Annotated in this window: 24 protein-coding genes; 15 read left to right on the forward strand and 9 right to left on the reverse strand. The window is 71.0% G+C overall.

Translation table 11 applies throughout. From position 1 onward, the window contains the following. Positions 1-213: 213 nt before the first annotated feature. The 5 genes from O1Q96_RS22535 to O1Q96_RS22555 all read left to right on the forward strand — a co-directional run bounded on the left by O1Q96_RS22535 (position 214) and on the right by O1Q96_RS22555 (position 4,718). On the forward strand, positions 214-981 hold the full coding sequence (locus O1Q96_RS22535; RefSeq protein ID WP_269249921.1) for a helix-turn-helix domain-containing protein: 768 nt from the start codon (positions 214-216) through the stop codon (positions 979-981). A 179-nt stretch (positions 982-1,160) separates the two neighbouring features. Next, entirely contained in the window at positions 1,161-1,487 is a 327-nt protein-coding gene (locus O1Q96_RS22540; protein ID WP_269249922.1) for a hypothetical protein, read from the forward strand. 85 nt (positions 1,488-1,572) lie between these two features. Beyond that, complete coding sequence (locus O1Q96_RS22545; RefSeq protein ID WP_269249923.1) at positions 1,573-2,664, forward strand: GNAT family N-acetyltransferase; 1,092 nt, start codon at positions 1,573-1,575, stop codon at positions 2,662-2,664. Between the two features lie 39 nt (positions 2,665-2,703). Further along, entirely contained in the window at positions 2,704-3,237 is a 534-nt protein-coding gene (locus O1Q96_RS22550; protein ID WP_269249924.1) for a truncated hemoglobin, read from the forward strand. Next, the gene (locus tag O1Q96_RS22555; protein WP_269249925.1) at positions 3,234-4,718 is read left to right on the forward strand and encodes an FAD-dependent monooxygenase; all 1,485 of its coding nucleotides are present in this window, start codon (positions 3,234-3,236) and stop codon (positions 4,716-4,718) included. The genes O1Q96_RS22550 and O1Q96_RS22555 overlap by 4 nt, the downstream gene beginning before the upstream one ends. A gap of 20 nt (positions 4,719-4,738) precedes the next feature. Here O1Q96_RS22555 and O1Q96_RS22560 read toward each other — a convergent pair whose 3' ends face one another. After that, a complete protein-coding gene (locus O1Q96_RS22560; RefSeq protein WP_269249926.1) occupies positions 4,739-5,191 on the reverse strand; it encodes an SAM-dependent methyltransferase in 453 nt (150 codons plus the stop codon). 106 nt (positions 5,192-5,297) lie between these two features. On the opposite strand from O1Q96_RS22560, the gene O1Q96_RS22565 reads away from it, so the two are divergent. Then, positions 5,298-6,557 (forward strand): MFS transporter, encoded by a 1,260-nt coding sequence (locus O1Q96_RS22565; RefSeq protein WP_269249927.1) that lies wholly within the window; start codon positions 5,298-5,300, stop codon positions 6,555-6,557. A 140-nt stretch (positions 6,558-6,697) separates the two neighbouring features. Continuing rightward, the gene (locus tag O1Q96_RS22570) at positions 6,698-7,330 is read left to right on the forward strand and encodes an NADH oxidase (RefSeq protein ID WP_269249928.1); all 633 of its coding nucleotides are present in this window, start codon (positions 6,698-6,700) and stop codon (positions 7,328-7,330) included. Between the two features lie 5 nt (positions 7,331-7,335). On the opposite strand, the gene O1Q96_RS22575 is transcribed toward O1Q96_RS22570, so the two are convergent. The 7 genes from O1Q96_RS22575 to O1Q96_RS22605 all read right to left on the reverse strand — a co-directional run bounded on the left by O1Q96_RS22575 (position 7,336) and on the right by O1Q96_RS22605 (position 14,511). Next, complete coding sequence (locus O1Q96_RS22575; RefSeq protein WP_269249929.1) at positions 7,336-7,944, reverse strand: response regulator transcription factor; 609 nt, start codon at positions 7,942-7,944, stop codon at positions 7,336-7,338. Between the two features lie 149 nt (positions 7,945-8,093). Then, positions 8,094-9,236 carry a sensor histidine kinase gene (locus O1Q96_RS22580; RefSeq protein WP_269249930.1) on the reverse strand — a complete coding sequence of 381 codons (1,143 nt, stop codon included), beginning with the start codon at positions 9,234-9,236 and terminating at the stop codon, positions 8,094-8,096. 467 nt (positions 9,237-9,703) lie between these two features. Next, positions 9,704-11,995 (reverse strand): TOMM precursor leader peptide-binding protein, encoded by a 2,292-nt coding sequence (locus O1Q96_RS22585; protein ID WP_419586933.1) that lies wholly within the window; start codon positions 11,993-11,995, stop codon positions 9,704-9,706. Then, a complete protein-coding gene (locus O1Q96_RS22590) occupies positions 11,992-12,252 on the reverse strand; it encodes a hypothetical protein (RefSeq protein ID WP_269249932.1) in 261 nt (86 codons plus the stop codon). Before O1Q96_RS22590 ends, O1Q96_RS22585 begins: the two co-directional genes overlap by 4 nt. Before the next feature lie 109 nt (positions 12,253-12,361). Next, entirely contained in the window at positions 12,362-13,372 is a 1,011-nt protein-coding gene (gene rfbB, locus O1Q96_RS22595) for a dTDP-glucose 4,6-dehydratase (protein WP_269249933.1), read from the reverse strand. 103 nt (positions 13,373-13,475) lie between these two features. Next, entirely contained in the window at positions 13,476-14,372 is an 897-nt protein-coding gene (gene rfbA, locus O1Q96_RS22600) for a glucose-1-phosphate thymidylyltransferase RfbA (protein ID WP_269249934.1), read from the reverse strand. Between the two features lies 1 nt (position 14,373). Then, complete coding sequence (locus O1Q96_RS22605; protein WP_269249935.1) at positions 14,374-14,511, reverse strand: hypothetical protein; 138 nt, start codon at positions 14,509-14,511, stop codon at positions 14,374-14,376. 625 nt (positions 14,512-15,136) lie between these two features. Between O1Q96_RS22605 and O1Q96_RS22610 the strand changes: the two genes are divergently transcribed. Then, positions 15,137-16,621: a DHA2 family efflux MFS transporter permease subunit gene (locus O1Q96_RS22610; protein WP_419586934.1), complete on the forward strand. Its 1,485-nt coding sequence runs from the start codon at positions 15,137-15,139 to the stop codon at positions 16,619-16,621. A gap of 111 nt (positions 16,622-16,732) precedes the next feature. Further along, on the forward strand, positions 16,733-17,902 hold the full coding sequence (locus tag O1Q96_RS22615; RefSeq protein WP_269249936.1) for a glycosyltransferase: 1,170 nt from the start codon (positions 16,733-16,735) through the stop codon (positions 17,900-17,902). Between the two features lie 145 nt (positions 17,903-18,047). Here O1Q96_RS22615 and O1Q96_RS22620 read toward each other — a convergent pair whose 3' ends face one another. Next, positions 18,048-18,467 (reverse strand): ester cyclase, encoded by a 420-nt coding sequence (locus O1Q96_RS22620; RefSeq protein ID WP_269249937.1) that lies wholly within the window; start codon positions 18,465-18,467, stop codon positions 18,048-18,050. A gap of 192 nt (positions 18,468-18,659) precedes the next feature. Here O1Q96_RS22620 and O1Q96_RS22625 point away from each other — a divergent pair, with 192 nt between their 5' ends. From O1Q96_RS22625 to O1Q96_RS22650, 6 genes are all read left to right on the forward strand, one after another. After that, positions 18,660-19,130: a nuclear transport factor 2 family protein gene (locus O1Q96_RS22625; RefSeq protein WP_269249938.1), complete on the forward strand. Its 471-nt coding sequence runs from the start codon at positions 18,660-18,662 to the stop codon at positions 19,128-19,130. A 56-nt stretch (positions 19,131-19,186) separates the two neighbouring features. Continuing rightward, the gene (locus tag O1Q96_RS22630) at positions 19,187-20,575 is read left to right on the forward strand and encodes an NDP-hexose 2,3-dehydratase family protein (protein ID WP_269249939.1); all 1,389 of its coding nucleotides are present in this window, start codon (positions 19,187-19,189) and stop codon (positions 20,573-20,575) included. 85 nt (positions 20,576-20,660) lie between these two features. Beyond that, positions 20,661-20,966 carry a hypothetical protein gene (locus tag O1Q96_RS22635; RefSeq protein ID WP_269249940.1) on the forward strand — a complete coding sequence of 102 codons (306 nt, stop codon included), beginning with the start codon at positions 20,661-20,663 and terminating at the stop codon, positions 20,964-20,966. Beyond that, positions 20,963-21,967, forward strand: a complete 1,005-nt coding sequence (locus O1Q96_RS22640; protein ID WP_269249941.1) for an NAD-dependent epimerase/dehydratase family protein — start codon at positions 20,963-20,965, stop codon at positions 21,965-21,967. Before O1Q96_RS22635 ends, O1Q96_RS22640 begins: the two co-directional genes overlap by 4 nt. Before the next feature lie 47 nt (positions 21,968-22,014). Then, complete coding sequence (locus O1Q96_RS22645) at positions 22,015-23,001, forward strand: aldo/keto reductase (protein WP_269249942.1); 987 nt, start codon at positions 22,015-22,017, stop codon at positions 22,999-23,001. A 570-nt stretch (positions 23,002-23,571) separates the two neighbouring features. Then, on the forward strand, positions 23,572-24,195 hold the full coding sequence (locus O1Q96_RS22650; protein ID WP_269249943.1) for a dTDP-4-dehydrorhamnose 3,5-epimerase family protein: 624 nt from the start codon (positions 23,572-23,574) through the stop codon (positions 24,193-24,195). Positions 24,196-24,343: the final 148 nt, after the last annotated feature.

The following is a 24,343-nucleotide window of genomic DNA, read 5'->3' on the forward strand; positions in this document are numbered from 1 at the left end:
GTGCGCCGCTTGCGCACCTGACAGGCGACCCGGACGCCCCGGCCCGCGAGGCCCGGGGTGCCCTGTGTGTCCGCCGTCGGGCCTGAGCGCTCCGGGACCGCCTCGGACCCTCAAGGCGTGCGGCCGGCCGCCTTCTTCACCGATCGACCGAGTGATGTCGGGGCCGGGCGCGCGGCCCCCCTTCTTTTTCATTCGGCTGTTCAGGAGATGCGTGTGCAGCATGCTGTGGAACAGGCCGTACGGATCATCCGGGAGCGATACGCGGAACCGCTCAGCCTCGACGACATCTCCTGCGCGGTCCTGGTGAGCAAATTCCATCTCCTGCGCGTGTTCAGACAGGTTACCGGAGTGACCCCGGGGCGCTTTCTCAGCGCGGTGCGCATCAGTGAAGCGAAGCGCCTCCTGCAGAATTCCGATCTCGCTGTGGCCGCCATATCCTCCATGGTCGGATACGACAGCACCGGAAGCTTCACCAGCCGCTTCACCGAATCGGTGGGAATCCCGCCCACTCAGTACCGGCAGCTGAGCCGGGGCGAGGGCGAGTTCACCGCGCGCTCCTCGGCCCAGGGGCCGGCCGGCCGGACGCGCTGCCGGCTGCGCGGTGTGGTCCGGGCCGGGGCGAAACCCCTCTCCCCGATCTACATCGGTTCCTTCGGCGGCCCCATACTCCAGGGGCGTCCCTCCAGCTGGACCACGGTGGAGGACCTCGGCCCCTTCGCGCTGCAGCAGGTGCCGCGGGGGATCTGCTACCTGCACGCGACGATGCTCGCGGCGCGGGAACAGCCGCTGGGGACCATTCTGCTGACGGCCACGCTGGGACCCCTGCACATCGACCCGTACATCAGCTCCGAGGTGGAACTGGTGCTGTGTCCGCAGGTCTGGTCCACCCCGCCCGTCCTGTTCGCGCCTCCCGGTTTCGAGATGCTCACCGAGAGGGCTCCTCAGCCCGGATTCAAGCGGTTGTCGAGCGGGTTCAAGTAGTTTTCTCGCGGCTTCAACCGGATTTCAAGGACGGGTTCTCCACACTCCTTGGGAAGGTTAGCAATTAGGGAGAAGACAGGTCGTGACTCAGGCTGCAACGCTCTTTGCTGAGCGCGGTGAGGGCCGCGTCTCGGCGGTCCGACGGATCGCCTTCTGTGAACCTTCCGAAGGGATATCGCATGCGCGAAGTCAGGGCAATCCGAGTGGAGTCGGCCGACGAGTCCGGCAAGGACCTGTCCGTGTGGGACCGCGCCGGGGACAACCTCTCTGTGTGGGACCGGGCCGGCGAGGACCTGTCGGTGTGGGACCGCGCCGGGGAGAACCTGTCGGTGTGGGACCGCGCCGGGGAGAACCTGTCCGTGTGGGACCGGGCCGGCGAGGACCTGTCCGTGTGGGACCAGGCCGGGGACAACCTGTCGGTGTGGGACCGGGCCGGGGAGAACCTCTCCGTGTGGGACCAGGCGGCACCGGTCTGGGACCGAGTGAGGGAACGGCAGGCGGCCTGACGATCGTCCGACAGCCCCTTCGGCCCGGTAGCCGCGTGCACTGCCGGGCCGGACGGGCTTCGTTCATGTCCCCAAGGGAGTTGCCGTGACGACATACCGCCCCGCACCAGCGCTGGACACCGCCGGGCTGCTGGTGCGCACCGACATCCCCCAGAGCTGGGACAGCTGGGCCGGCAGGGCACCGGTCACCCTGCGCCGGCGCTGGATCTCGCTCGCCGAGGGCAGAATCCCCGGCGGCGTCCGCACCTTCGCTCTGCCGGGCCCCCAGGGAGAACAAGTGGCCCTGGTCGGCGGCGTGATGCAGGCCCCCACCGGACATGTGCGCTTCGACCCGCAGCGGGTGCTGTCGGGCGGCTCGGCCGCGGACGGCGTGGCCGCCGACGGACCGCACCCGTGGAAGGGCCGCTCCACCGGCACACTGTTCCCGACCTGTCTTCTGATGGGACCCAACTACGAGTCGGCGCCGGTCGGCCCGGGCGCCCGCGACCCGCGGCTGCTGGGGGAGTACCTGGACACCCTGCTCGACTGGTGCCGTGAGCAGGGGATACGCAGTGTCTCGGCACTGTTCCTGCGCCCCGACCACCCCGAGTTCCTGGACGTGCTGCGCACCGCGGGCTTCGACGTGGTGCCCATGGTGGACCGCAGCGACATGGACGTCACCTGGGACGACCTGGACGGCTACATCGCCGGACTGCGGCGCAACCAGCGCTTCACCGTGCGGCGCGAGCTGCGCGAGATCGCAGCCCGCGGAATCACGGTCAGCGAACGCCCGATCCGCGACGAGGAACCCGAACTGCTCCCGCTGCGGGCCCAGCTGATGACCAAGTACGGCGCCGTCCCCGACGCACAGCGCGAGGCGGCCTCGTTCCGGCACCTGCGCGAGCACTTCGGTCCCGAGAACGTCTGGATCGTCGAGGCCCGCCGGCAAGGCGCCCTGCTCTCCTTCACGATGCTGGTGCGCGACGGCGACCAGTGGACCGCGCTGATGAGCGGCACCGACTACGAGCACCCCGACGCCTCGTTCACGTACTTCGCCACGATGTTCTACCGCCCTGCCGAACTGGCCCCCGGCCAGGGGATCACCACGATCTCCTACGGGCTGGGGACCGTGCAGGCCAAGCGGCTGCGCGGCTGCACCGTCAGCACCCTGGCCGCCGCGGGCCTGGTGCTCGGCTGATCCGACAGAACCCGACCGACCGGCTCAAGGAGCATGCCCATGTCGCGCGACTCGACCACCCCGGCCCCCCGGCACGACGGGAAGGTACTCCTTGTCGCCGACCAGGGCCTGCAGTCCGGCGAGCGGATGAGCGCCGCCCAAGTCGACCGGAAGGTCTCCGACTTCTGGACCGGCATCGGCGGCGCCGCGTTCTTCCAGGCGCTCACCACCGGCTTCTACGAGCTCGTCGCGCAGGACGAGCTGCTGTCCCCCCTCTTCGCCGTCCCCGACTGGAGCCGTCACGCCGCACGGCTGAACGAACACTTCTGCCGGATCTACGGCGAGAACGACCTGAGCGCGGCCTGGGACCCGAAAATGCACCAGGCGCACGCGCACTTCCTCATCTCCCGCGAGCAACGGCTGCGCTGGCTCGCGCTGATGAAGGAGGCGGGCACCCGACTCGACGCACCCGAACCGCACTTCACCGAGTTCCTCACCATCATGAAGATAGCCAGCGGTGAGATGACCGCGGTGTCCCGGGGCGCCGCACTGGCCCGCGGTGAGCGGTTCCACTGGGACGGGACCCCGGCATGAGCGGCCCTCCCGTCCGCTCGGTGGCCGTGGTGGGCGCAGGCCCCGCCGGAGCCTTCTGCGCACTGGAGCTGGCCCGGCTGCTGCCCGATACGGCCATCGACCTCTACGACCGCAACGACCGGGGACCGGGGGCCGGCATCGTGCTGAGCGACGAGTTCGCCGGGCGCCTGCGGGCCGACCACCCCGACACACTGAAACTGCCGGAGTCCGCCTACGCCGCATGGGACAAGACGGTCACGGTGATCGACGGCGAACGCATCGAGTCCGGCGCCTTCGGCATGTCGGGGATCTCCCGGCAGGTCTTCCACGCGCAGGTCCGCGAACTGGCCGCGCGCACCGCCCAGGTCCGGCTGATCGAAGGCACCGTCACGGACCTGCCGCAGCAGGCGGACCTGGTGGTGCTGGCCGACGGTGCGGGCAGCGAACTGCGCCGCCGGCGGGCCGGCCGGTTCGCCACCTCCGTCTCCGCGGGCCGCACCCGCTACCTGTGGATGAGCACCCCCTCCGTCCTCGAACCGTGTTTCCTCCTCAAGGACCTGGGACCGGGCCCCCTGGTGGTGCACGCCTATCCGCATGCGGCCGACGAGAGCACCTTCATCATCGAGGCCGACCCGGACACCCTGTCCGCCCTGGGCCTGCTCGACCTGCCGGCCGCCGAGGCGGAACTGAAGCTCGCCGCACTGTTCTCCAGCGAGCTGCGCGGCGCACCCCTCAAAGCCCGCACCGCCCGCTGGCAGCCGTTTCGTACCGTCGTCAACCGCCACTGGGCCGACGGGCGGACGGTGCTGGCCGGGGACGCCGCCCACACGGTTCACTTCTCCACCGGCTCGGGCACCGCCCTGGCCATCGACGACGCCCTGTGTCTCGCCCGATGTATCGCCGCACACGACGATCCGCTCCAGGCGGTGGCCGCGTACGAGAGCATCCGCCGGCCGGTCGCCGAGCAGGCACAGACGGAAGCGGCGGAGAGCACCGCCTGGTTCGAGCAGCTGTGCCGCGGCGGGCGGCTGGAAGGACACCAGACGGTGTTCGCGCTGCGCAGCCGCCGGGCGCTGAACACCTACAGCCGGCTGCGGGAGAGGGACCCGGAGTTCGTCGCACGCACCGTGGCGCGGCTGGCCGGCCATCCCACCGACGCGGAACCCCTCGACGTGCCGCTGACCGTGGGCCGGGTGCGCCTGGACCACCGGCAGGTCAAGGTCGAGCGCAGCGACGGCCGGTGTGTGCTGCACGGCGCGGACGGCACCCGGGCGGTGGGACTGCTCGTCGACCGGGCCCCCGACCGGGCGCTGCCGGGGATCGACTTCCTCGCGGTGCGGGCCCGGCCGGAGGGCGGCCGGGTGACCAGGTGCGCGGCCGCCGCGCGGATCCGCAGCGCGACGGCGCTCCCGGTCGCGCTGCTGGTCGACGAGGAACTGCCCCGCGACGAGGCCAACACCCTGATCGCCTCCGCGCGTACGGACCTGGTGGCCGTGCCATGAGCCGCGGCCGCCCGGCCGGCTCAGAAGTAGGCGCGCATCAGCTCACTGGACCAGGCCGGACCCCGCACCTCACCGCGCGGGGCGAACTCGGGCAGATACGGCTTGACGTCGAGCACCGGCGTACCGTCGACGGCATCGAGGCCGTGCACGGTGAGCGTCAGCCCCTCGACGGCCGCCAGAGTGCACACGGACACCCCGAGATGGTTGGGCCGGTTGGGGGCGCGCTGCGCCAGGATGCCGCGCAGCGGCCAGTCGGTGTTGCCCCGGGGATGCTGGGCCCCCGTGCAGGTCCGTGTCGCCAGATGGAACGCGAAGATCACCTCGATGTGGGAGTAGTCCTCGAGACCACAGGTCGCCGACGCCTCGAACACGGCCGCATCCAGTTCGATCCGCGAGACCACCGCCCCCCACGCGTCCTCGTGCACCTGCCGGCGCCCGCCGCGTACCACCCCGATCGGGCTGATCGGATTCATTGCCTGCCCGCTTCCCGTCCAGTGGGTTGAGGTCGTCCTCAGCCCACGCAGCATGTCCGCCCGCCCGCCGTAGCGTCAACCGCCCCCACCGAGTGAGGTGCCCACCATGGCCCGTGCGTTGTCCCGCCTGCTTCCCGAACCTGGTGCCGGCCGGCTGCTGGTCCTGTGCACCGCCGTGGCCAGCCTCGGCAACGGCCTCTATGTCACCGGCGGCGCCGTGTACTTCGTTCATGTCGTGGGGCTGTCACCGGGACAGGTGGGCCTGGGCATGTCGCTCGCCGGAGTCCTGGCCCTGGCGCTGGGGGTACCGACCGGGCACCTCGCCGACCGGTTCGGGCCGCGGGGCACCACCGCGGTGTTCGCCCTGGGGAAGGCGGCGGCGCTGTTCGCTGCGGCCTTCGTGGATTCCTTCGCGGCCTACCTGGCGATGGCCGTGGCCCTGGGCCTGGCCGAACAGAGCGGCCACATCGCCCGGGGCGCCCTGGTGTCGGCGGTGATGGGCAGGGAGGGCCGGGTCCGGCTCTCGGCGTACATGCGCAGTGTGTTCAACGGCGGCTTCTCGCTGGCCTCGCTGGCGGCCGGCCTGGTCATCGCCGCCGATGCGAAGACCGCCTACCTCTGCCTGTTCTGGGGCAATGCCCTGGCCATGATGCTGGTGGCCGCGCTGTACATGCGGCTGCCCAAGGTCCCGGGCACGGTGCGCGAACCCCGGGGCGAGCGGCCGCGCGGCGCGGTGCGCGACGTCCCCTATCTGGTGGTCGCCCAGGTCTCGGGGATCGTCAGGATCGGGCCGATCGCCCTGGCGGTGGGACTGCCGCTCTGGCTGGTGGTGCACACCGACGCCCCGCGTGCGCTGGCGGCATGGATCATGCTGGTCAACACGCTGATGGTGGTGTTCCTGCAGGTGCGGATGGCACGCGACGCGGACACCGTGCGGGGGGCGGCACGGCTTCAGCGGGTCACCGCTGTGGTGTTGGCCGTCGCCTGTGCGGTCACCGCCCTGACCGGGTGGATGCCCGCCTGGGCGGCCGCCGCCGTCCTCCTGGCCGTCGCGGTGCTCTTCACCCTGGGCGAGATCTGGGGGGAGGCCGCCCGATGGGGGCTGCGCTACGAGCTGGCGCCCGCGAACGCGCAGGGACAGTACGGGGGCGCCTTCGCGACCGGTGACGCCCTCGCGCTGATCGCCGGGCCGGCCCTGGTCACCGTGGTGCCCGACCGGCTCGGCGGCCTCGGCTGGCTGCTGATCGGCGCCCTGTTCCTCGGCGTTCTGGCCGCCGGCGGTCCCGCCGTCCGCTGGGCGGAACGGACCCGGCTGCCGCAGCGGGAGACAGCCGGCGTTCCCGCCGGGGCGGTGAAGGCCCCATGATTTCCTCATGCTTTCGGTATGAGTCCTTCGCTGCCGAAAACGCTGCACGCGCAGTCATACTGGAGGCGCACGCGTTCCGCGGGGGAGGAGCCGGCCTTTAGGCCGGGGCGGCTCCAACAGCCCGAGGAGGTCTACTGCTCGTGATTCCCCCCCCAGAAGACTCCCCCCTGCGCCTGCACCACCTGTGGTCCCTGCGCGAGGACACGGCGGTCGGGTGGGACGAGGAGGGCCAGGCACTGGTGCTCAGCGGTCCGCAGGGCACCGAGCGGATCGAGGCTCCCACGAGCGTGGTGGCCGAGGCGCTGCACCGGATGGAACTGGGTCCCATCCGGCTCGCGAACCTGCTGCAGCAGCCGAAGGACGAACCGGCCGCCGGACAGGACAGCTACACACTGGTGCTGTCGGTGCTGCGGGAGATCTCCCACCTGGTGATCCGCACCCTGTCCCTGGAAGACCTCAAGGGGCCGGTGCTGTCGGTGGTCCCGGCGGGCCGCAGCGCCCGCTTCGCCCTGGTCCGGGTGCCGTCGCAGCGCAGGGTGCAGCTGCGGCCCAACGTGACGATCACGGTGCAGGAGAACGCCTTCCTGCTGGAGGGCCGCGCCCTGGACCACCGGGTGCAGATCCACCGCCCCGAGGCGATGTGGGTGGTGTCTTTACTGGCCTGGCCCACAACACCGGACGCGGTGGTCGAAGTGGCCCCGCTGCCCGCCGAGTTGACCCTGGCGATCCTCGGTCACCTGGCGGGAGCCGGCATGACGGTGGCCGCGAGCTGACCGCCTCACAGCAGCCAGCCCGACTCGCGGGCGATGCGGATGGCATCGACCCGGTTCCGTGCGTTCAGCTTGGTCACGACCGTGGTGAGGTAGTTGCGCACGGTGCCCGGTGACAGGTGGAGCTGCGCGGCCATCTCCTGTGGTTCCAGGCCCTGCGCGGCCATCTTCAGCACCTCCGCCTCACGGATGGTCAGCGGGCTCTCGCTGCCGCCCCAGGCGGCCAGGGCCAGTTGGGGGTCGATCACCCGCTGGCCGGTGACGACCCGGCGGACGGCCTGGGCGAGATCGCTGGGCGGTGCGTCCTTGAGGAGGAAACCCGAGACGTGCGCGGACATCGCCCGGCGCAGCGTGCCGGGGCGGCCGAGGCTGGTGAGGATCAGGGTCCGGCACTCGGGGAGCCGCTCATGCAGGAGTTCGGCCGCGCTGAGTCCGTCCAGGCCGGGCAGGTCGATGTCGATGATGGCCACGTCCGGCCGGTGCTCGCGTGCCTGGCTCAGGATCTGGTCGCCGCGCTCGATCTCGGCGACCACGTCCAGGTCGTCCTCCAGATTGAGCAGAGCAACCAGTGCGCCGCGGACCATGTGCATGTCTTCGGCAAGGAGGATCCGAATCATCGTCGCCGTCCACCGCTCTCTCCCGTACAAGAATCTTGTTGAATCCTGCCCAGCACTCTGCCCGTTGGAAGGTCGTCAACGGGAGAGCTGGTGCCAAGGTTGTTCACGCTACGTTGTCTGTCCGCCCGGCGGCTGCTGTTTGTCCGTGGTCACTCGTGTGTGCGGGGTGCCGGACCGTGCTCCTTGACCGGTGCCTCGGCCGAGAGCCGGAAGAGCCCCGTGTCGGACGCGTCGGGAAGACGTTGTGTGATCAGCCGGCCGCCGATGTCCTCCAGTCGTCGTTCCAGGTTGCCCAGCCCGCTGCCGTTGCTCGGCGAGCGCAGATGAGAGCCGAGTATCAGGCCGTCGTTGACGATCGACAGACACACGGCATCGCCCTCGATCCGGGCGGAGATCCAGCAGCACGAGGCCTTGGAGTGCCGCAGCAGGTTGGTGACGCCCTCGCGCAGCACCGTGGCCAGCACGGTGGACGTCAGCACCCCCAGGTGCTCGATGGCGTCCTGGGTGTCGACGGTGACCGAGACGTCGGCGGCGGCCAGCACCGATTCGGCGGAGGCGAGTTCGGAACTGAGGGACATCTCCCGGTACCCGCTGGCGACCCGGCGCACATCGGCCAGCGCCTGGCGGGAGATGACAAGCACCTCGTCGACCTCTTCGCAGGCCCGGTGCGGATTGGTCGGGATGAGGCGGCGGATCAGCTCGTTCTTCAGGGACACGGCGGAGAGGCTGTACCCGAGCAGGTCGTGCAGGTCCCTGGAGAAACGTAACTGCTCGTTGCTGACCGCCAGCCGCGCCAGGTCGGTGCGGGCCCGGTGCAACTGGTCGACCAGGCTGGTCAGACGGCTCAGGCCGTACACGACGAGCCCCGTGAGCGCGGTCGTCTGGGCCAGGTACACCGCGTCGATGACACCCCGGTCGTCCAGCACGGCGGGGATGACCATGCTGAGCGCCGTCAGCCCGTACAGGGTCCAGCCTGCCGCGGCCGGCAGGAGAAGCAGCAGGGAGCCGGCGAAGAAGCCGGCCATGGCGCCCCAGAACACTCCGAACCAGATCAGCGGCAGGAAGGAGAGGACACCTTGGGCGGCCAGAGTGAGGAGCTTGGTGCGCATCGGTGCGGTGGAGATGCCGGGTGCCGAGTGCACGAGTTGCAGTCCGAACACCAGCGTCAGACAGACCAGGGCGCGGGTCAGATCGTATGCGTCGAGCGACACGGACAGAATGTTGAGGAAAGTGATGCCCAGATAACAGATGAGCGCGGCCAGCAGAATGCCCCGGGCTGTTCTGGTGGCCACGCTCCCGTAGTCCTGCGATTGGCTGGCACGTGATGGGGATCTGTTCGGACTGGTGAAGTCCATCTCTCGTCGCCCAGCTCCCCTCGGGTCTCGATGCCAGTTCGAACAAGTGGCCCTCATTCTATGCAGGTTGGCTGGTGTTGGGTGGTCATCCACGGAACCGGGCACATCGCTGCGGCATCGCCTTGACGGTGGCGTCGATGCTGGTCTGGAGGGGGTCGGACCGTGCTGCGGGACAGCTTGTGCGGCCCGTCGTCAGGCGGTCGACGGGGCGGCTGTGGAAGGTGCCGGAGCAAGCCGCCTGGCTGGATCTGCCCGGGCGCCCCGGCCCCTGCGGAGCGGCATCCTCGTGCCGGATGTGTGTGGTGCCGGCGGTCGCCGCACCGGTGGTGGGTTTCACCGCCGGTGTGCTTCGGGCAGAGCGGCCGGCCTGCCCTGCCCGAAGCGGTGCGTGCCGCGCAGGGGGGTCAGACGAACAGCGGGACGGGGTTGAGCTGCTCGTAGGGGGTGGGGTGGGAGAGGCGGCCGAGTGTGACAGGTATGTCGAACAGCCTGCCGGGCGCGTACCGGGCCCAGAAGTGCCGCAGTCCCGGCACTATCACCTTGACCACCGGCATGCCCACGTCCGGGCGGGTCTGGTCGAGGGCCAGGAGCTCCAGGCCCTTGGCGGCGACGAGGCCGGTGATGGCCTTGACGTCGTCGAGGAGATCGTTGCGCACGACGTAGTTCCAGTGGCCGGGAGTCCGTGGCCGGGCGGCCGGGTCCGGCGCCAGATACGGCTGGTTGGCGAGGGTCGCCTGCCGCCACCAGCGGACCGGGAGAGCGTCCGTGATGCCGTATCCGCCGCCGGGGCGGTCCCGGCTCACGGCCGGCAGCAGCTGCCCCGTCTCGGTGAGCGCACGGCGCAGCGCGACGGCCGGGTCGAAGTGGGCGCCGAAGCCGAAGACGATGTCCTCGGTGGGGCCCCCGGTACGCCGGGACAGTGCCACGACCGCGGGAATGCCGAGGTCCGATGTGAGGTCGAGCGCCCACAGGTCCCGGCCCAGTTTCCGGTATCCCTCGCGCAGCCGTCCTATGTACGGCTCGTGGAAGGAGTCCAGGTCGATGGCGGGCTGCCGGGTGCGGTTGTACCACCACAGGGCGACGGCGTCCCGTTCCACCAGTTCGAGGAACCCCTGCAGCAGGGCGTCCTCAGGGCTGCTGCCCGCCGCGTTGCCGTTGGAGTCGGCGTAGGGCCCGGGCGAACCGGCAGTGGTGGAGAAGTAGAGCATCGAGGTGGGCAGCAGCCGCTGGCGCTGCTCGGTCAGGGACCACACGGGGGTCCACTCCACCGGCCGCCTCTCGTCGAAGGGTTCGGGCACATGGTGGAAGGGCGAGCCCGAGCGGTTCCAGCGGTCCCGTTCGCGGAACTGCGCATCCGCGTACAGCTGGCAGGAGTTGGGGTGCAGCGCCTGATCGCCGAGGGCGTGCAGGGTGTCCACCACGACCGGTTCGTCGCCGTGCCGGGTGCCGCAGTAGCGCTCCACCGCCTCGCACAGGGCGCTGGTGCGGGCGTCGGTGTCGGTCAGGCCCTTGCCGCCGCTCTGCGAGCGCAGTCCGGCCGGACCGCGGTCCCGCATCGCCAGGTTGTGCCCCGACACGTAGGTGGTGGCGAACTCCGGTGCTCCGGGGGAGGGTTCGAGGATCGGCACGATGCCGGTGATCGGGCTCACCAGGTGCGCGTGGCGCTTGAGCAGCTGGTCGGGGCTCAGGGCCCGGTGGTCGCCGCCGTGCCCGGCCTTGGTCCGCGACCTCGGGACGAACGGTGCGAGGACGCGCCGGCTGGTCAGGCCGGGTTCGCCGCAGGAGGAGCACTGGGGGATCCGGGACACGGGGTGCACGCGGGTGCGGAGGTTGAGGGTGTCGACCGTGCGGACGGAGCCCTGGTCGGCGTAGCGCAGCCCGGCCAGCCACTTGGCGGCCTCCAGGACCGCGCTCTGGGTGGCCATGACGCGTCCGGCCGAAAGCGAAGCGATCGGCCGCACGAGCGGCCGGTCCAGGCCCAGGGCCTGCTGGAGCGGCCCCTCGTACCCGCGGTGCTGCTCCAGCCGGTAGGCCAGGCACGACCAGCACGGTCCCTCGTCCGGCCGGAAGAACGGGCCGATCCAGGGTTCGTAGCCGCACAGCCGGGTGAGCAGCCACGGCCTGCCCGCCGCCCGGTGTTCGGCGTCCACCCGCTCCAGCTCGGGGGAGAGGTAGTCGTCGCACAGGACCAGCGTGAGGTCCGTGTCCGAGTCGGTCACCCGCAGACCGGACTCCACACTGGCCGCGAGCACGGGTGTGGCGTCGACGCCGGTGAGCGGCAGGATCCGCAGCCGGGAGCCGGTCAGGCCCGCCGCGGCCCGGGCGCCGTCCAGGCCGGCCAGGTCCCAGTACGCCTCGGCGATGGGGTCGGTGCTCGCCGCCGCCAGGGCGGGATTGCGAAAGCGCAGCAGCCCGGCTTCGCTGAGCAGGCGCAGCCCGTCCTCGGCCTCCTCGGTGGTGAGGGCGGGCGAGGCGGCGTGCAGGATCTCGGCGAGTGACTGGGTGCCGTCGAGCAGCGGCACCAGCACATCGGCGAGCAGGCCGTGCAGGGTGGTCACGCCCTGGCGGGAGACCAGATAGGTCGCCTCGCCCGGGACGGTCGCCGGGCGCAGGTGGTGCCTGAAGCCCACGAGGGCCGAGCCGTCCTGCAAAGAGGCCGGCGCGGGTCCCCCGGGGACAAACGACTCAGAGGTCATATCCAGGCCCCCGCGACTGCATCACCCTCGACGGCCAGGGGGGCCGTGGCGGGGACGAGGTTCGCGGGGGGCGGGCCTGCGCAGAGGGTGAACGCGGCGGCGTTCGGCGGCGCGGGGGAGGGACCCGTGCAGAGGCAGAACAGCACGGTGGAACTGACCTTGTGGTCAAGGTGCTCGACCACGAGGAGGGGACGTGCGGGAGCTGCCTCGGTGATGTGCACCGAGCGGGCGACGCGGGTGGCACTGGCGTGGCTCATCGGAGAAGGTCCTCACTGATGTGGTCGGCTGGTGCTCCAATGGCCGGAATTCTTCGCGAGGGGGGGATGTCACGGACAGTGTCCGCTTCATCGGCGGCAGGTGAAGTTCTCACTCAACCGGAGGCGGAGGCCCCACCTCCGCAGCCGCCGCCGCCCTGAGCGGTTCCCACCACCGGCGGTGGTCGCGGTACCACTGGACGGTTTCCGCCAGCCCCTCCGCGAAGCTCCTGCGAGGTGTGTACCCCAACTCCTCCCGGATTTTCGTGCAGTCGACGGCATAACGCCGGTCGTGGCCCTTGCGGTCCTCGACCCGGACGACGCTGTCCCAGGTCGCGCCGCACGCCGCGAGCAGCATGGCGGTGAGCTCCTCGTTGGACAGCTCGGTGCCGCCTCCGATGTTGTAGATCTCCCCCGCCCGGCCCTTGGTGCGGACCAGTTCGATGCCCTGCACGTGGTCGTCGATGTGCAGCCAGTCGCGGACGTTGCGGCCGTCGCCGTACAGCGGGACCGTCCCGCCGTCGAGGAGGTTCGTCACGAACAGCGGGATGAGCTTCTCGGGGAAGTGGTGGTGGCCGTAGTTGTTCGAACAGCGGGTGACCCGGACGTCCAGGCCGTGGGTGCGGTGGTACGACAGCGCGATCAGGTCGCTCGAGGCCTTCGACGACGAGTACGGCGAGTTGGGCTGCAGCGGGTGGCTCTCGGGCCAGGAGCCCTCGTCGATCGAGCCGTACACCTCGTCGGTGGAGATGTGCACGAAAACCCTGATGCCGGCCCGGTGCGCCGCGTCGACGAGTGTGTGCGTACCGACCACGTTCGTGCACACGAACTCGGCGCCGCCGTCGATCGAGCGGTCGACATGCGACTCGGCGGCGAAGTGCACCACCTGGTCGTGCTCGGCCATCAGTTTGCCGACCAGACCGGGGTCGCAGATGTCGCCCTGCACGAAGGAGAAACGCGGGTGCGCCCGGACCTCGTCGAGGTTGGCCAGGTTGCCCGCGTACGTCAGCTTGTCCAGCACGGTGATCGAGACATCGCCGGGTCCGCCGGGGCCGAGCACCGTACGGACGTAGTGCGAGCCGATGAACCCGGCGCCGCCGGTCACCAGAACACGGGTGGTCATGACATGGTCCCGGCGCCGGGGTACCGGTTCATCGGCCCGGTGACAGCCGTGGCACCGTCCGGGGCGGCAGTTCGGATCACAAGCATGGAACGGGTCTCCTCACTCAGGCGACGCGGGCGGTCAGTGCCGGGCGGTGGCGGGCTGCGACCTCGGTGACGTAGGCGCCGTAGTCGGTGCCCGCCATCTCCTCGCCCAGACGCAGGCACTGTTCGGCGGTGATGAGGCCGCGGTTGAGGGCCACCTCCTCGACGCAGGCGATCCACTCGCCCTGCCGCTGCTCGACCAGCTGGACGTACTGCGCCGCCTGCAGCAGCGAGTCGTGGGTGCCCATGTCCAGCCAGGCGAAGCCGCGGCCGAGCTCGGTGAGCCGGGCCCGGCCCTGCGCCAGGTAGGCCAGGTTGACGTCGGTGATCTCCAGCTCGCCCCGCGCCGAGGGGGAGAGGTTCTTGGCGATCCCGACCACGTCGGAGTCGTAGAGGTACAGCCCGGTCACCGCGAGGTTGGAGCGCGGGGTGCGGGGCTTCTCCTCCAGCGACAGCAGCCGGCCGTCGGCGTCGATCTCCCCGATCCCGTACCGGTGCGGATCGCGCACCCGGTAGCCGAACAGCGCGGCGCCGTCGAGCCGGCGCACCGCGTCGTCCAGGAGCACCGAGAACCGCGGCCCGTGGAAGATGTTGTCGCCCAGCACCAGCGCGACCTGGTCGTCCTCGATGAAGTCGGCGCCGATGACCAGGGCCTCGGCGATGCCGCGCGGCTCGTCCTGCTCGGCGTACTCGATGTGCAGGCCGAGCCGGGAGCCGTCGCCCAACAGGGTGCGGAAGCTGTCCGAGTGGTCCTTGGACGAGATCAGCAGGATGTCCCGGACCCCGGCCAGCATCAGCACGGACAGCGGGTAGTAGATCATGGGTTTGTCGTAGACCGGCAGGATCTGCTTGGACAGCGCGCCGGTCAGCGGCCGCAGCCGGGTACCGCTGCCGCCGGCGAGGATGATGCCCTTCATCTCAACGCTCCTTCCGCTGCCGCTCGAACCGGATGCCCGTCCCGCCGCGACATGCGGCGAACTCCCTCTCGACGGCGTCGGACCGGTCCTCGCGCTCGCTGTGACGATCGGGCGAGTAGTCCCGTATGTAGGTGGTCATGCGCCTTCCTTCGTGTGTCGTCGCCTCGCTCCTGCGGGCGCGGGGGCGGGGGGTCAGCGGTCCTGCGGTACGTGGCTGAGGGCGGCCACCGCCACGCCGCGCATCACCCCGCTCGCCGCACGGCTCGGCCCTGGCACCGCAGCGTGCGGAGCACCCCCGCCGCCTCCTGGACGGCGCAGACCGGCGCGTCCCGGCCGGTGGGGCCGGCGGCGGCCGCCTCGGTTTGAGCGCGCCACGCCGTCCGGCAGGGCCGAGCCCACCAAGCCGGTGGCGCCGCGCGCGGCCCCAAGCGGCCGGCCGGTCGGTTCCGTTGTCATGGCGGTGCCTCCCACAGCGGGTGGATGCGGTACGCCGGGACGCGGGGGCACCAGGGGCGCAGCAGGCCTTTGGGGCCTGCCCGCGTCCGGCTCGCCAGATGGTGCTGCGGTCCGATCGGGCGCGGGCGGAGAAGCGGTGGAGGCGGCCGGGGCCCGCACGGCGTGGACGGCGGCTCGACCGGTGCTTGAGCCCGGCGGCCTAGCGTCGGCGCGATGTCTTGCGCCGTCCGCTTCGGATCGGCGCTTCGTCACCGACCGCGCGACGCAAACCGTTGCCCCCCATGGTGAAGTCGGAAGGAAATCCCTGAATGAGTACTGACAAAGTCGCCGCCGGCGGCGGGGCGGCCGGGGCAGCGAAGTCCCCGGGCATGGCCACGCTGATCACGGGCTTGACCGCCTTCATGGCGGGCCTCGACAACCTGGTGGTCGTCACCGCGCTCCCCACGATCAGGGAGAAGCTCGGGGGCAGCCTGGAACAGCTGGAATGGACGGTGAACGCCTACACACTGACGTTCGCCGTGCTGATGATGTTCGGTGCCGCCCTCGGTGACCGCTTCGGGCGCCGCCGGATGTTCATCGCCGGCCTGCTGCTGTTCACCGCGGCCTCGGCCGCGGCCGCCATGGCACCGGGCATCGGCGAACTGATCGCCGCCCGCGCCGTACAGGGCGCCGGTGCCGCCATCGTCATGCCGCTCTCCCTCACCCTGCTCACCCAGGCCGTGCCCGCCGCGAAGCGGGGCGCCGCCCTGGGCATCTACGGTGCGCTCAACGGACTCGCCGTGGCGGGCGGCCCCCTGGTGGGCGGCGTCGTGGTGGAACACGTGTCCTGGCAGTGGATCTTCTGGATCAACGTGCCGGTGGGCCTGCTGCTCGCCCCCATCGCCTATCGCGGCCTGGCCGAGAGCCGCGGACCCAACAACCGCCTGGACCTGCCGGGCACCTTCCTGGTCAGCCTCGGCATCCTCGGCCTCGTCTTCGGCCTGGTCCGGGCCAACGGCCACGGCGGCTGGGGCGACCCGCAGGTCGTGGGCTCCCTGGTGGCCGGCGCCGTGCTGGTCGCCGCGTTCGTCCAGTGGGAGCGGCGCACCAGCGCGCCGATGCTGCCCATGGGCATGTTCCGCAACCGGGCCTTCAGCGCCGTCAACGCCGGCGGCCTGCTGATGTCCGTCGGTATGTTCGGCGTGGTCTTCCTCATCACGCAGTTCATGCAGACCATCCAGCACCTCTCGCCGACGGAGGCCGGCGTGCGGATGCTGGCGTGGACGGCGATGCCGCTCCTGGTCGCGCCCTTCGCCGGCATCCTGTCGGACCGGATCGGCGGCCGGCCCGTGGTGGCCTTCGGCCTGGCGCTGCTCGCCGCCGGGTTCGCCTACTGGGCACTGGTGATGAGCCCGGACGTCTCCTACGTACAGCAGCTGCCCGGCTACCTCCTGGGCGGCGTGGGCATCGCCTGCTTCTTCGCCCCGCTCCTCAACCTGACGATGAGCTCCGTCGAGGTCTCCGAGCAGGGCATCGCCTCCGGCGCGACCTCGGCCACCCGGGAACTGGGCGCCGCGCTCGGCGTGGCCGCCCTGGCCAGCGTCTTCACCCACAACGGCGGCTACGCATCGGGCCAGGACTTCATCGACGGCTTCGTGCCCGCCCTGTGGGTCGGCGCGGCGGCCGTGGCACTCGCCGCGATCGTGATGCTCTTCGCCACCCGGCCCGCCGCAGCAGAGCAGCACAGCGCCGCACCGGAGCACGCCGAACCGGCCCCACAGGCCGCCGAACCGGCCCCGACGGCCACCCGCTGACCCCTTCGCAGGCCGGCCCGCGGCCCCACCCGACCCTCTCGCGTGGGGCCGCGGGACTTTCCCCCTCACGTCATCCGTCATTACGTCACCGGCAGAAAGGCCGCGCCCGACATGAAGGTTCTCTTCGCAAGCCTCGGAAACTACGGACACATATTCCCCCTCGTTCCGCTCGCCCAGGCAGCACTCGAGGCCGGCCACGAGGTCTGGTTCGCCACCAGCGAGCAGTTCCACCCGATCCTCGAGAAGGAGCAGCTGCGGCCGGTCACCAGCGGGCTCACCGTCCCCGAGGCGTTCATCGAGGCGGCCGGCGGCCAGGCCTTCCTGGAGGCCAACGGCGGTGCCGTACAGGCCAGTGACATCCCGCCCGAGGTGCTGGCGGACCTGGCGGTGAAGGCGTTCGGCTCGGTGCTGCCGCGCACTGTGTTCGCGGATCTCACCCCTGTCCTGGAGTCCGTCGGGCCGGATCTGGTCGTCTACGAGTCGTTCAATCCGGGCGCCGGCTTCGCGGCCGCGGCGGCGGGCGTGCCCGCCGTCTGCCACGGCATCGGCCGGGTCACGTCCAACGCGCTGATCGGGAAGGAACTGTTCGCCACGGCGAGCGACCTGGGAGTGGCCGGCAAGATCGGCCATGGCCCGACCCTGGGCAACCCGTACATCGAAATCTGCCCTCCGGCCGTGCAGGACCAGGAGTTCCTGGCCTCGGGTGTCCAGGTGATACCGCAGCGGCCCGCCTCCTTCAGCAAGCCGGGCGAGCTGCCCGCGAGCGTCACCCAGGGGGAGGGCCCGCTGGTCTATCTGAGCTTCGGCACCGTGGTCGGCTCCGCGCAGCGGCTGCGCACCGCGATCGAGGGCCTGCTGCCGCTGGACGTACGGATCCTCGTCGCGACGAGCGATCTGGTGGACCCGGCCGAGCTGGGTGAACTGCCGGACCGGGTCACCGCGCTGTCCTGGGTGCCGCAGCCCGAGGCACTGCGGCACGCCACCGCCATCGTCCACCACGGCGGCCACGGCACCACGCTGGCCTCGCTGGCCGCGGGACTGCCCCAGCTGATCCTGCCGGCGGAGAGCGACGGCTTCGCCAACGCGCCCGCGGTGAGCGAGACGGGAGCGGGCCGCCAGCTGCTCGGCGAGGAGGTGTCCGCCAAGGCGGTGGAGGCCGAGATGCGCATCCTGCTGACCGACGCCGCACACCAGGAGGCGGCCCGCAGGGTGGCCCGCGACATCGCCGCCCTGCCCGGGCCGGCCGACACGGTCGCGCGGTTCCCCGAGTTCATCGCCTGACCGCCCCCCCCACACGCACGGTGCCCCGCGCTCCTCGGCGAGCGCGGGGCACCGTGCGTGTGTGTGCGTGTGGGGGGCGGTCAGGCTGTGCGGCCGCGGGTGTGCGCCTTCGCCCGAAGGTGCGGCGGACGGCGGCCCGGCTCGCTCAGGACTGCGCGAGCGCCGCCGGGTCGGCCCCCAGCTGCCGGAAGAGGTCGTCCATGTTCAGCTGGTCCCAGTGCTCGGCGAGCAGCCCGTCCTCCACCCTCCAGATGTCGATGGACTGGAAGTTCACCGGCCGGCCGGTCGCCGGTATCCCGAGGAACGTGCCCTGGTGGGTCGCGGTGTACTCCAGGCGGGCGGCCACCCGGTCCCCCTCGGCGATGACGTCGTGCAGCACGGCCTTCAGGTCGGGGAAGGCGGTGAACACCTGGACCCAGAAAGCCTGGTTGGCCTCGATGCCGTCGGCCACCCCGGGGTTGTGGTCGATGTGTCCGGACGCCGTGTGCTCCGGCATGGTGCCGATGTCATGGCTGTTGATCATGTCCACGAAGCTCCGGACGAGAGCGTGGTGATTCCTCGACATACCGGCCTCTCTAAGCGGGGTGGGAGAACAACGATGAAGTCGAAGCATCGCCACCCGCGGTCGAATCCCCCTGGAGCAGGTGCCCGGGCACGGCGCGCACCCGTGCGCTCCAGCGCAGCGCGAGGGACAGGCGAGGGGAGCGGCCTAGCGTCACCTTCCGAACCGAACCAGCCACTGTCTCAAGGAGCCGCCATGGCCACCGAGGAGCGCGAGTTCACTCTGCCCGGCGCTCACCTGCCCCAGCCCGACGAGGAGTTGCGCAAGCGGCGCGAGGCGGTCGTCATCGAGCACACCGTCGCCGAGGGCGCCGGGGACATCGACGCGGTGATCGCGACCTTCCCGCGGGGCGGCGTGTACCGGGTCATACCGTTCGAGGAGTCCCCGCTGACCGGTGAAGAGGCCATCAAGGAGGGCTACTTCGCCGCACTGCAGAAGACGTTCCCGGTCGCCGACCACAGCCTCTTCCACGCCCACCACACGCCGACGGCCGTGATCGTGGAGGCGCAGTTCCGTGCCAGGCAGGAGGCCGACTGGCGGGGCATCCCCAACCGCGGCAAGACCGTCGACGCCCCCGTGGCGATCTTCTTCCACTTCGACGGCGACGTGCTGATCGACAAGACGCTCTACTTCGACATGGCCACCTTCGCCCGTCAGCTCGCCTGACCCCCGCCAAGCCGGCCCGCCCGTCAGGGCCCGTGCAGTTGAAAGGACGTAGCAGGATGCAGCCCGAGGTGAACGGCGCCGACGACTTCCTGGCGTCGGCGATGGTGTCGAAGTCCCCGCTGACCCCCGACCCGAGCGCCTTCCTCGAGGAACGGGAGGCGTCCGCCTCCTACGAGGTCGAACGGGTACCGCTGGCCGCTCTCCCGAACTGGCACCACGAGGACCGGCTCAGCCGCGCGGACGGCAAGTTCTTCACGGTGGAAGGGCTCTCGGTACGGACGGACTTCGGACCGGTGCCGCAATGGTCCCAGCCGATCATCGTCCAGCCGGAGGTCGGCATCCTGGGGATCATCGTCAAGCGGTTCGACGGAGTCCTCCATTTCCTCATGCAGGCGAAGATGGAGCCGGGGAACACCGCCTTCGTCCAGTACGCGGCGACCGTCCAGGCCACGCAGAGCAACTACCAGCGCGTCCACGGCGGCAGAGCCACCCCGTATCTGGAGTACTTCCTGGAGGGCACCCGCCGACGTGTCCTGTTCGACCAGCTCCTGTCCGAGCACGGCTACTGGTATCTGTACAAGAGAAACCGGAACATGATCGTCGAGGTGCCGGAGGACGAGGACGTACCGGTCGAGGAGGACTTCACCTGGCTCACCCTGGGCCAGGTGCGCCACCAGCTCATGCTGGGCAACCGCGTCAACATGAATGCCCGTACCGTGCTGTCCGGCATAGCCTACGGCGCTGCCGGGGGCGACCGGCTGTCCTATGCGCAGCAGCCGGACACCTTCCACGCCGAACTCCTGACGTCGCATCAAGCGCCGTGTTCGGCGGCCGACCTCTCCGGTGCGCTGACGTGGCTCTTCGACCAGAAGGCGAAGTTCAGCCTGGACGTCAGGCGGACCAGCCTGCGGGACATGGACGAATGGATCTGTGACGACGACAGCATCCGCCACCGCGACGGACGCATCTTCGACATCATCGGCATGTCGGTCCGGGCCACCAGCCGGGAGGTCGGCACCTGGTGGCAGCCCATGCTCGAGCCCCGTCCCGGAAACGCCGTGGCCCTGATCTGCCAGCGGCGGGCCGGGGTACTGCAGTTCCTGCTCCAGGCCACGGTCCAGCCCGGCCTGACGGACCGTCTCGAGCTCGGCCCCACCGTGCAGTTCTCCCCGGGCTACCACCGCGGCCCGCAGGACTTCCCGCCGCTGACGCAGTACCTCGACGCCCCCGCGTCCTGGACCCGGCTGGACGCCATCCAGTCGGAGGACGGCGGCCGCTTCTCCCAGGCGGACACGCGCCACCTGGTCGTCGAACTCCCCGAGGACCACACCATCGACGCCCCGGACAACTACCGGTGGATGACCCTCGGCCAGCTCAACCACCTGACCCGGTTCGGATACCACGTCAACGTCGAGGCCCGGAGCCTGGCCGCATGTCTTCTCTGACCACCGGCGGGTGAGGCACCGAGCAACGCGCGGCCAACCCGGCCGGATTCCCACACCACCCGCAGCCCGGGAGGAGACCGGCCCCTTGCGGAACCAGCCGGCCGAACCGGCGCCGGCTGCACCCGGCGCGAGGCCCCGGACACCGCAGCGGCCCTTCACAGCCGCCGTGCACGCGGCCGCCGCGCTGGACGAAACAGCAGCGGAACCGCCGCCTCAGCCGGCCAGCCACGACGAACGGCGCACCGAGCACCGGCCGACCGAACCGGCACCCCACAACCACGGTGTACGGACCACACGAACTCATGGAGGTACGGGCGTGAAAGCAATCACCCTGGCCGGTGGCCTGCTCCCCGAACTGAACCCCGCCCGGATGCTGGAGGCAGCGCTGTGACCGTGAACCCCCCGCTGATCGTGGTGCTGGGCGCCGCAGGCTTCGTCGGATCCGCCGTGTTCCGCGAACTGGCACGGCACCCGGTCCGGATACGGGCCGTCTCCCGCCGGAAGTGCCCGGTCCCCGAGGACGCCCGCGCCGAGATCGAGGTGCTCCGCGCGGATCTGACCGAGCCCGGCCAGATGGCCGTCGCCGTCGCCGGCGCCGACGTGGTCATCCACGCACTGGCGTACATCGCCGGGGCATCCACCTGGCGCATAGCCGACGGCGACCCGGGCGCCGAACGCGTCCACGTGGGCCTGATGCAGGACCTGCTGGACGCCCTCGGCGACCGAGCCGGTTCCCAGGCACCCCCGGCCGTCCTGTTCACCGGATCGGTCACGGCGGCCGGCTCGTCGGACAAGGAAGTCCTGGACGGCACCGAACCCGACCGGCCGAAGGGGTATTACGAACGGCTGAAACTCCAGGCGGAGCAACTGCTGCTGGCGGCCGACACCGCGGGAACGGTGCGTGGCGCCTGCCTGCGCCTGACCACCCTGTACGGCTACAGCGCCGGGTCCACCGCCCGGGACAAGGGCATCGTCTCCACGATGACGCGCCGCGCGGTGGCCGGCGAGCCCCTGACCATGTGGCACGACGGAACGGTCCGCCGGGACCTGCTCCACGTCGACGATGTCGCCCGCGCCTTCTGGGCCGCCACCGGCTGCATGGAGGCGCTCGCGGGAAAGCGCTGGCTGATCGGCACGGGCCAGGGGGCCCCGCTCGGGGACGTGTTCACCACGGTCTCCGCGCTGGTCGCCCAGCAGACGGGCAAGGAACCGGTGCCGGTGGTCTCCGTGGAGCCGCCGCAGTACGCCGAGGTCAGCGACTTCCGGAGCGTGACCGTCGACTCCTCCGCCTTCCGGGCCGCCACCGGCTGGACACCGCAGGTGTCCCTCGAGGAGGGCCTGCGCCTGACGACGGAGTTCTGCTCCAGCGGCCGGGAGGCCGAGGTGTCCTGAGCCTGTCGTCGCGTTGAGCATTCATCCCTGAAGGAGGAGAAGGACGCGTGATCTACACACAGCTGGGCCGTACCGGTCTGCGGGTCAGCAGGCTGGCCCTCGGCACCGTCAACTTCGGGGGCCGGGTGGAGGAGCCGGAGGCGCACCGCCTCATGGACCATGCCCTGGAGCGGGGCATCAATCTGGTCGACACCGCCAACATCTACGGCTGGCGCGTCCACAAGGGCCACACCGAAGAGGTCATCGGCCGATGGCTCGGCAAGAGCCCCGCCCGCCGCGACGAGGTCGTCCTGACCACCAAGGTCGGCGACCCGATGAGCGAGGGCGTCAACGACCGCGGCCTGTCGGCCCGCAACATCGTCGCCTCCTGCGAGGCATCGCTGAGGCGGCTGGGCACGGACTGGATCGACGTGTACCAGATGCACCACCTCGACCGGTCCGTGGGCTGGGACGAGGTCTGGCAGGCCATGGACCTCCTGGTCGCCCAGGGCAAGGTGCGCTACGTCGGTTCGTCCAACTTCGCCGGCTGGGACATCGCGGCCGCGCAGGCGGCCGCGCAGCGCAGGAACAGCCTGGGCCTGGTCACGGAGCAGTGCGTCTACAACCTGGTCACCCGCTATACGGAGCTCGAGGTGATTCCCGCGGCCCAGGCGTACGGTCTGGGGCTCTTCGTCTGGTCACCGCTGCACGGCGGCCTGCTCGGCGGCGTGCTCCGCAAGATGCAGACCAACTCCGCCGTCAAGTCCGCCCAAGGCCGTGCGCTGGAGGCCCTGGACGCCCAGCGCGACACCATCGAGGCCTACGAGAAACTCTGCGCCGAGCACGGCCTGGACCCGGCGGTGGTCGGCATGGCCTGGACGCTGTCCCGCCCCGGTGTGACGGGTGTGGTGATCGGGCCCCGGACGGAGCAGCACATCGAGGGCGCACTCGAAGCTCTGGCATGTGAACTGCCGCAGTCCGTGCTGAGCGAACTCGACGTACTCTTCCCGCCGGTCGGCCGAGGCGGCCCCGCCCCCGACTGCTGGTTGACCTGACCCGAAGCACCGGACGCAGAAAAGGGGTGCGGGCCGCCCGCCGGGCACGGGCACCAGCTGAACATGGACGACCTCGTGCGGCCGCCGGGCCGGGCCCCGTGGGCCACCGCGCGGTGGGCGGCCTCTGCGTCCGCGGTGAGCAGCGGGAAGCGCCGTCCGGCCCCGTGGGCGATCTCGCCGTCCGTACGCCGCCGTCCGCCAACGGCGGGGACCGCTCGGCCAGTTCGCCTCGCCCGCACCCCGGCGAGGCGAGTGAGCACCCCCCCGGGCACCTTGCTCAGTGCGTGCAGTGCGTGCAGTGCGTGCAGTGCGTCTGCCGGAAGCCTGCCGCCCACCCCCGAGGGCGGCTCCCTGCGAAGTCTCCGTGCCCGGGTACACCGCCGGTCACCTCCACGACTCACCTCCACGACCACGACCACGACCACGTTCCGCTTCCGCTTGCGCCTGCGGAGGAGCCGGGCTCCTCCGCAGGAGCGCGCGGGCGCGCGCGAGGTATCGCGGCCACGGCCCCCCTGCCCCCTCATCGCCTCCTCCAGCAGGTCTTGAGCAGCGGAGGCTACCTTTGCGGGCATGGAACCCAGCAGCCTGGAAGTCAGCGAACTCGCTCTGCCGGGCGCGTTCCTGCTTTCGCCCCGGCCCGTTGGGGACGAGGTCGTGGTCCGCTACGAGACGTTCCGTCAGGACGACGTCGAGAACGTGATCGGACGGCCCTTCGCGATCCGGTACAGCGGCCTGTCCGTCGCGCAACGGCTGGTCCTGCGCGGCATCCACGGCACGGCCGGCGAGGACGGCCGTGCCCGGCTGTTCGACTGCGTGCGGGGCTCCACCGTGCACGTCGTGGTGGACCTGCGTGTCGGGTCCCCGCAGTACGGCCGGCACGAGATGGTCTGGCTGGACCACCGCAACGCCTCCAGGGTGTTCGTCTCCGAGGGCCTCGGCCACGCCTGGCTCGCGCTCGAGGACGACACGGTGGTGGCCTGTCACAGCTCCCGGCCCCACACGCCCGGCGTCGGCTACACGGTCAGCGCGCTCGACCCCGCGCTGGCCCTGCCGTGGGGGCTCACCGAGGCCCCGGTGATGTCCGACGGGGACCTGGCCGCGCCCACCGCGGCGGAGGCGCTGGCGAAAGGACTCCTGCCGGCGTACGAGGACTGCCTCGCGCTGTACGGCCACCTCGCGCTCACCGGCGACTGAACCACCACGGGTCCGGCTCTCCTCCCCTTCCGGCCGGACCACAGGCCCCGCGTGAGCGTGACGGCGCGCGGGGCCTCGGTCGTGTCCGGGACAGCGCGTTTTATGAATCGGTCACGCCCTGAGCAGGACAAAGACACCCGCAGGAGCG

The organism is Streptomyces aurantiacus, assembly GCF_027107535.1.
In the GTDB taxonomy this organism is placed as follows: domain Bacteria; phylum Actinomycetota; class Actinomycetes; order Streptomycetales; family Streptomycetaceae; genus Streptomyces.

Coding starts and splice junctions, on each gene's coding strand:
- O1Q96_RS22565 (WP_269249927.1), top strand. CDS start 5,298: ATGGCCCGTGCGTTGTCCCGCCTGCTTCCCGAACCTGGTGCCGGCCGG.
- O1Q96_RS22605 (WP_269249935.1), bottom strand. CDS start 14,511: ATGACCACCTACATACGGGACTACTCGCCCGATCGTCACAGCGAGCGC.
- rfbA (WP_269249934.1), bottom strand. CDS start 14,372: ATGAAGGGCATCATCCTCGCCGGCGGCAGCGGTACCCGGCTGCGGCCG.
- O1Q96_RS22625 (WP_269249938.1), top strand. CDS start 18,660: ATGGCCACCGAGGAGCGCGAGTTCACTCTGCCCGGCGCTCACCTGCCC.
- rfbB (WP_269249933.1), bottom strand. CDS start 13,372: ATGACCACCCGTGTTCTGGTGACCGGCGGCGCCGGGTTCATCGGCTCG.
- O1Q96_RS22550 (WP_269249924.1), top strand. CDS start 2,704: ATGTCGCGCGACTCGACCACCCCGGCCCCCCGGCACGACGGGAAGGTA.
- O1Q96_RS22585 (WP_419586933.1), bottom strand. CDS start 11,995: ATGACCTCTGAGTCGTTTGTCCCCGGGGGACCCGCGCCGGCCTCTTTG.
- O1Q96_RS22610 (WP_419586934.1), top strand. CDS start 15,137: ATGAGTACTGACAAAGTCGCCGCCGGCGGCGGGGCGGCCGGGGCAGCG.
- O1Q96_RS22540 (WP_269249922.1), top strand. CDS start 1,161: ATGCGCGAAGTCAGGGCAATCCGAGTGGAGTCGGCCGACGAGTCCGGC.
- O1Q96_RS22555 (WP_269249925.1), top strand. CDS start 3,234: ATGAGCGGCCCTCCCGTCCGCTCGGTGGCCGTGGTGGGCGCAGGCCCC.
- O1Q96_RS22590 (WP_269249932.1), bottom strand. CDS start 12,252: ATGAGCCACGCCAGTGCCACCCGCGTCGCCCGCTCGGTGCACATCACC.
- O1Q96_RS22560 (WP_269249926.1), bottom strand. CDS start 5,191: ATGAATCCGATCAGCCCGATCGGGGTGGTACGCGGCGGGCGCCGGCAG.
- O1Q96_RS22615 (WP_269249936.1), top strand. CDS start 16,733: ATGAAGGTTCTCTTCGCAAGCCTCGGAAACTACGGACACATATTCCCC.
- O1Q96_RS22630 (WP_269249939.1), top strand. CDS start 19,187: ATGCAGCCCGAGGTGAACGGCGCCGACGACTTCCTGGCGTCGGCGATG.
- O1Q96_RS22620 (WP_269249937.1), bottom strand. CDS start 18,467: ATGTCGAGGAATCACCACGCTCTCGTCCGGAGCTTCGTGGACATGATC.
- O1Q96_RS22650 (WP_269249943.1), top strand. CDS start 23,572: ATGGAACCCAGCAGCCTGGAAGTCAGCGAACTCGCTCTGCCGGGCGCG.
- O1Q96_RS22575 (WP_269249929.1), bottom strand. CDS start 7,944: ATGATTCGGATCCTCCTTGCCGAAGACATGCACATGGTCCGCGGCGCA.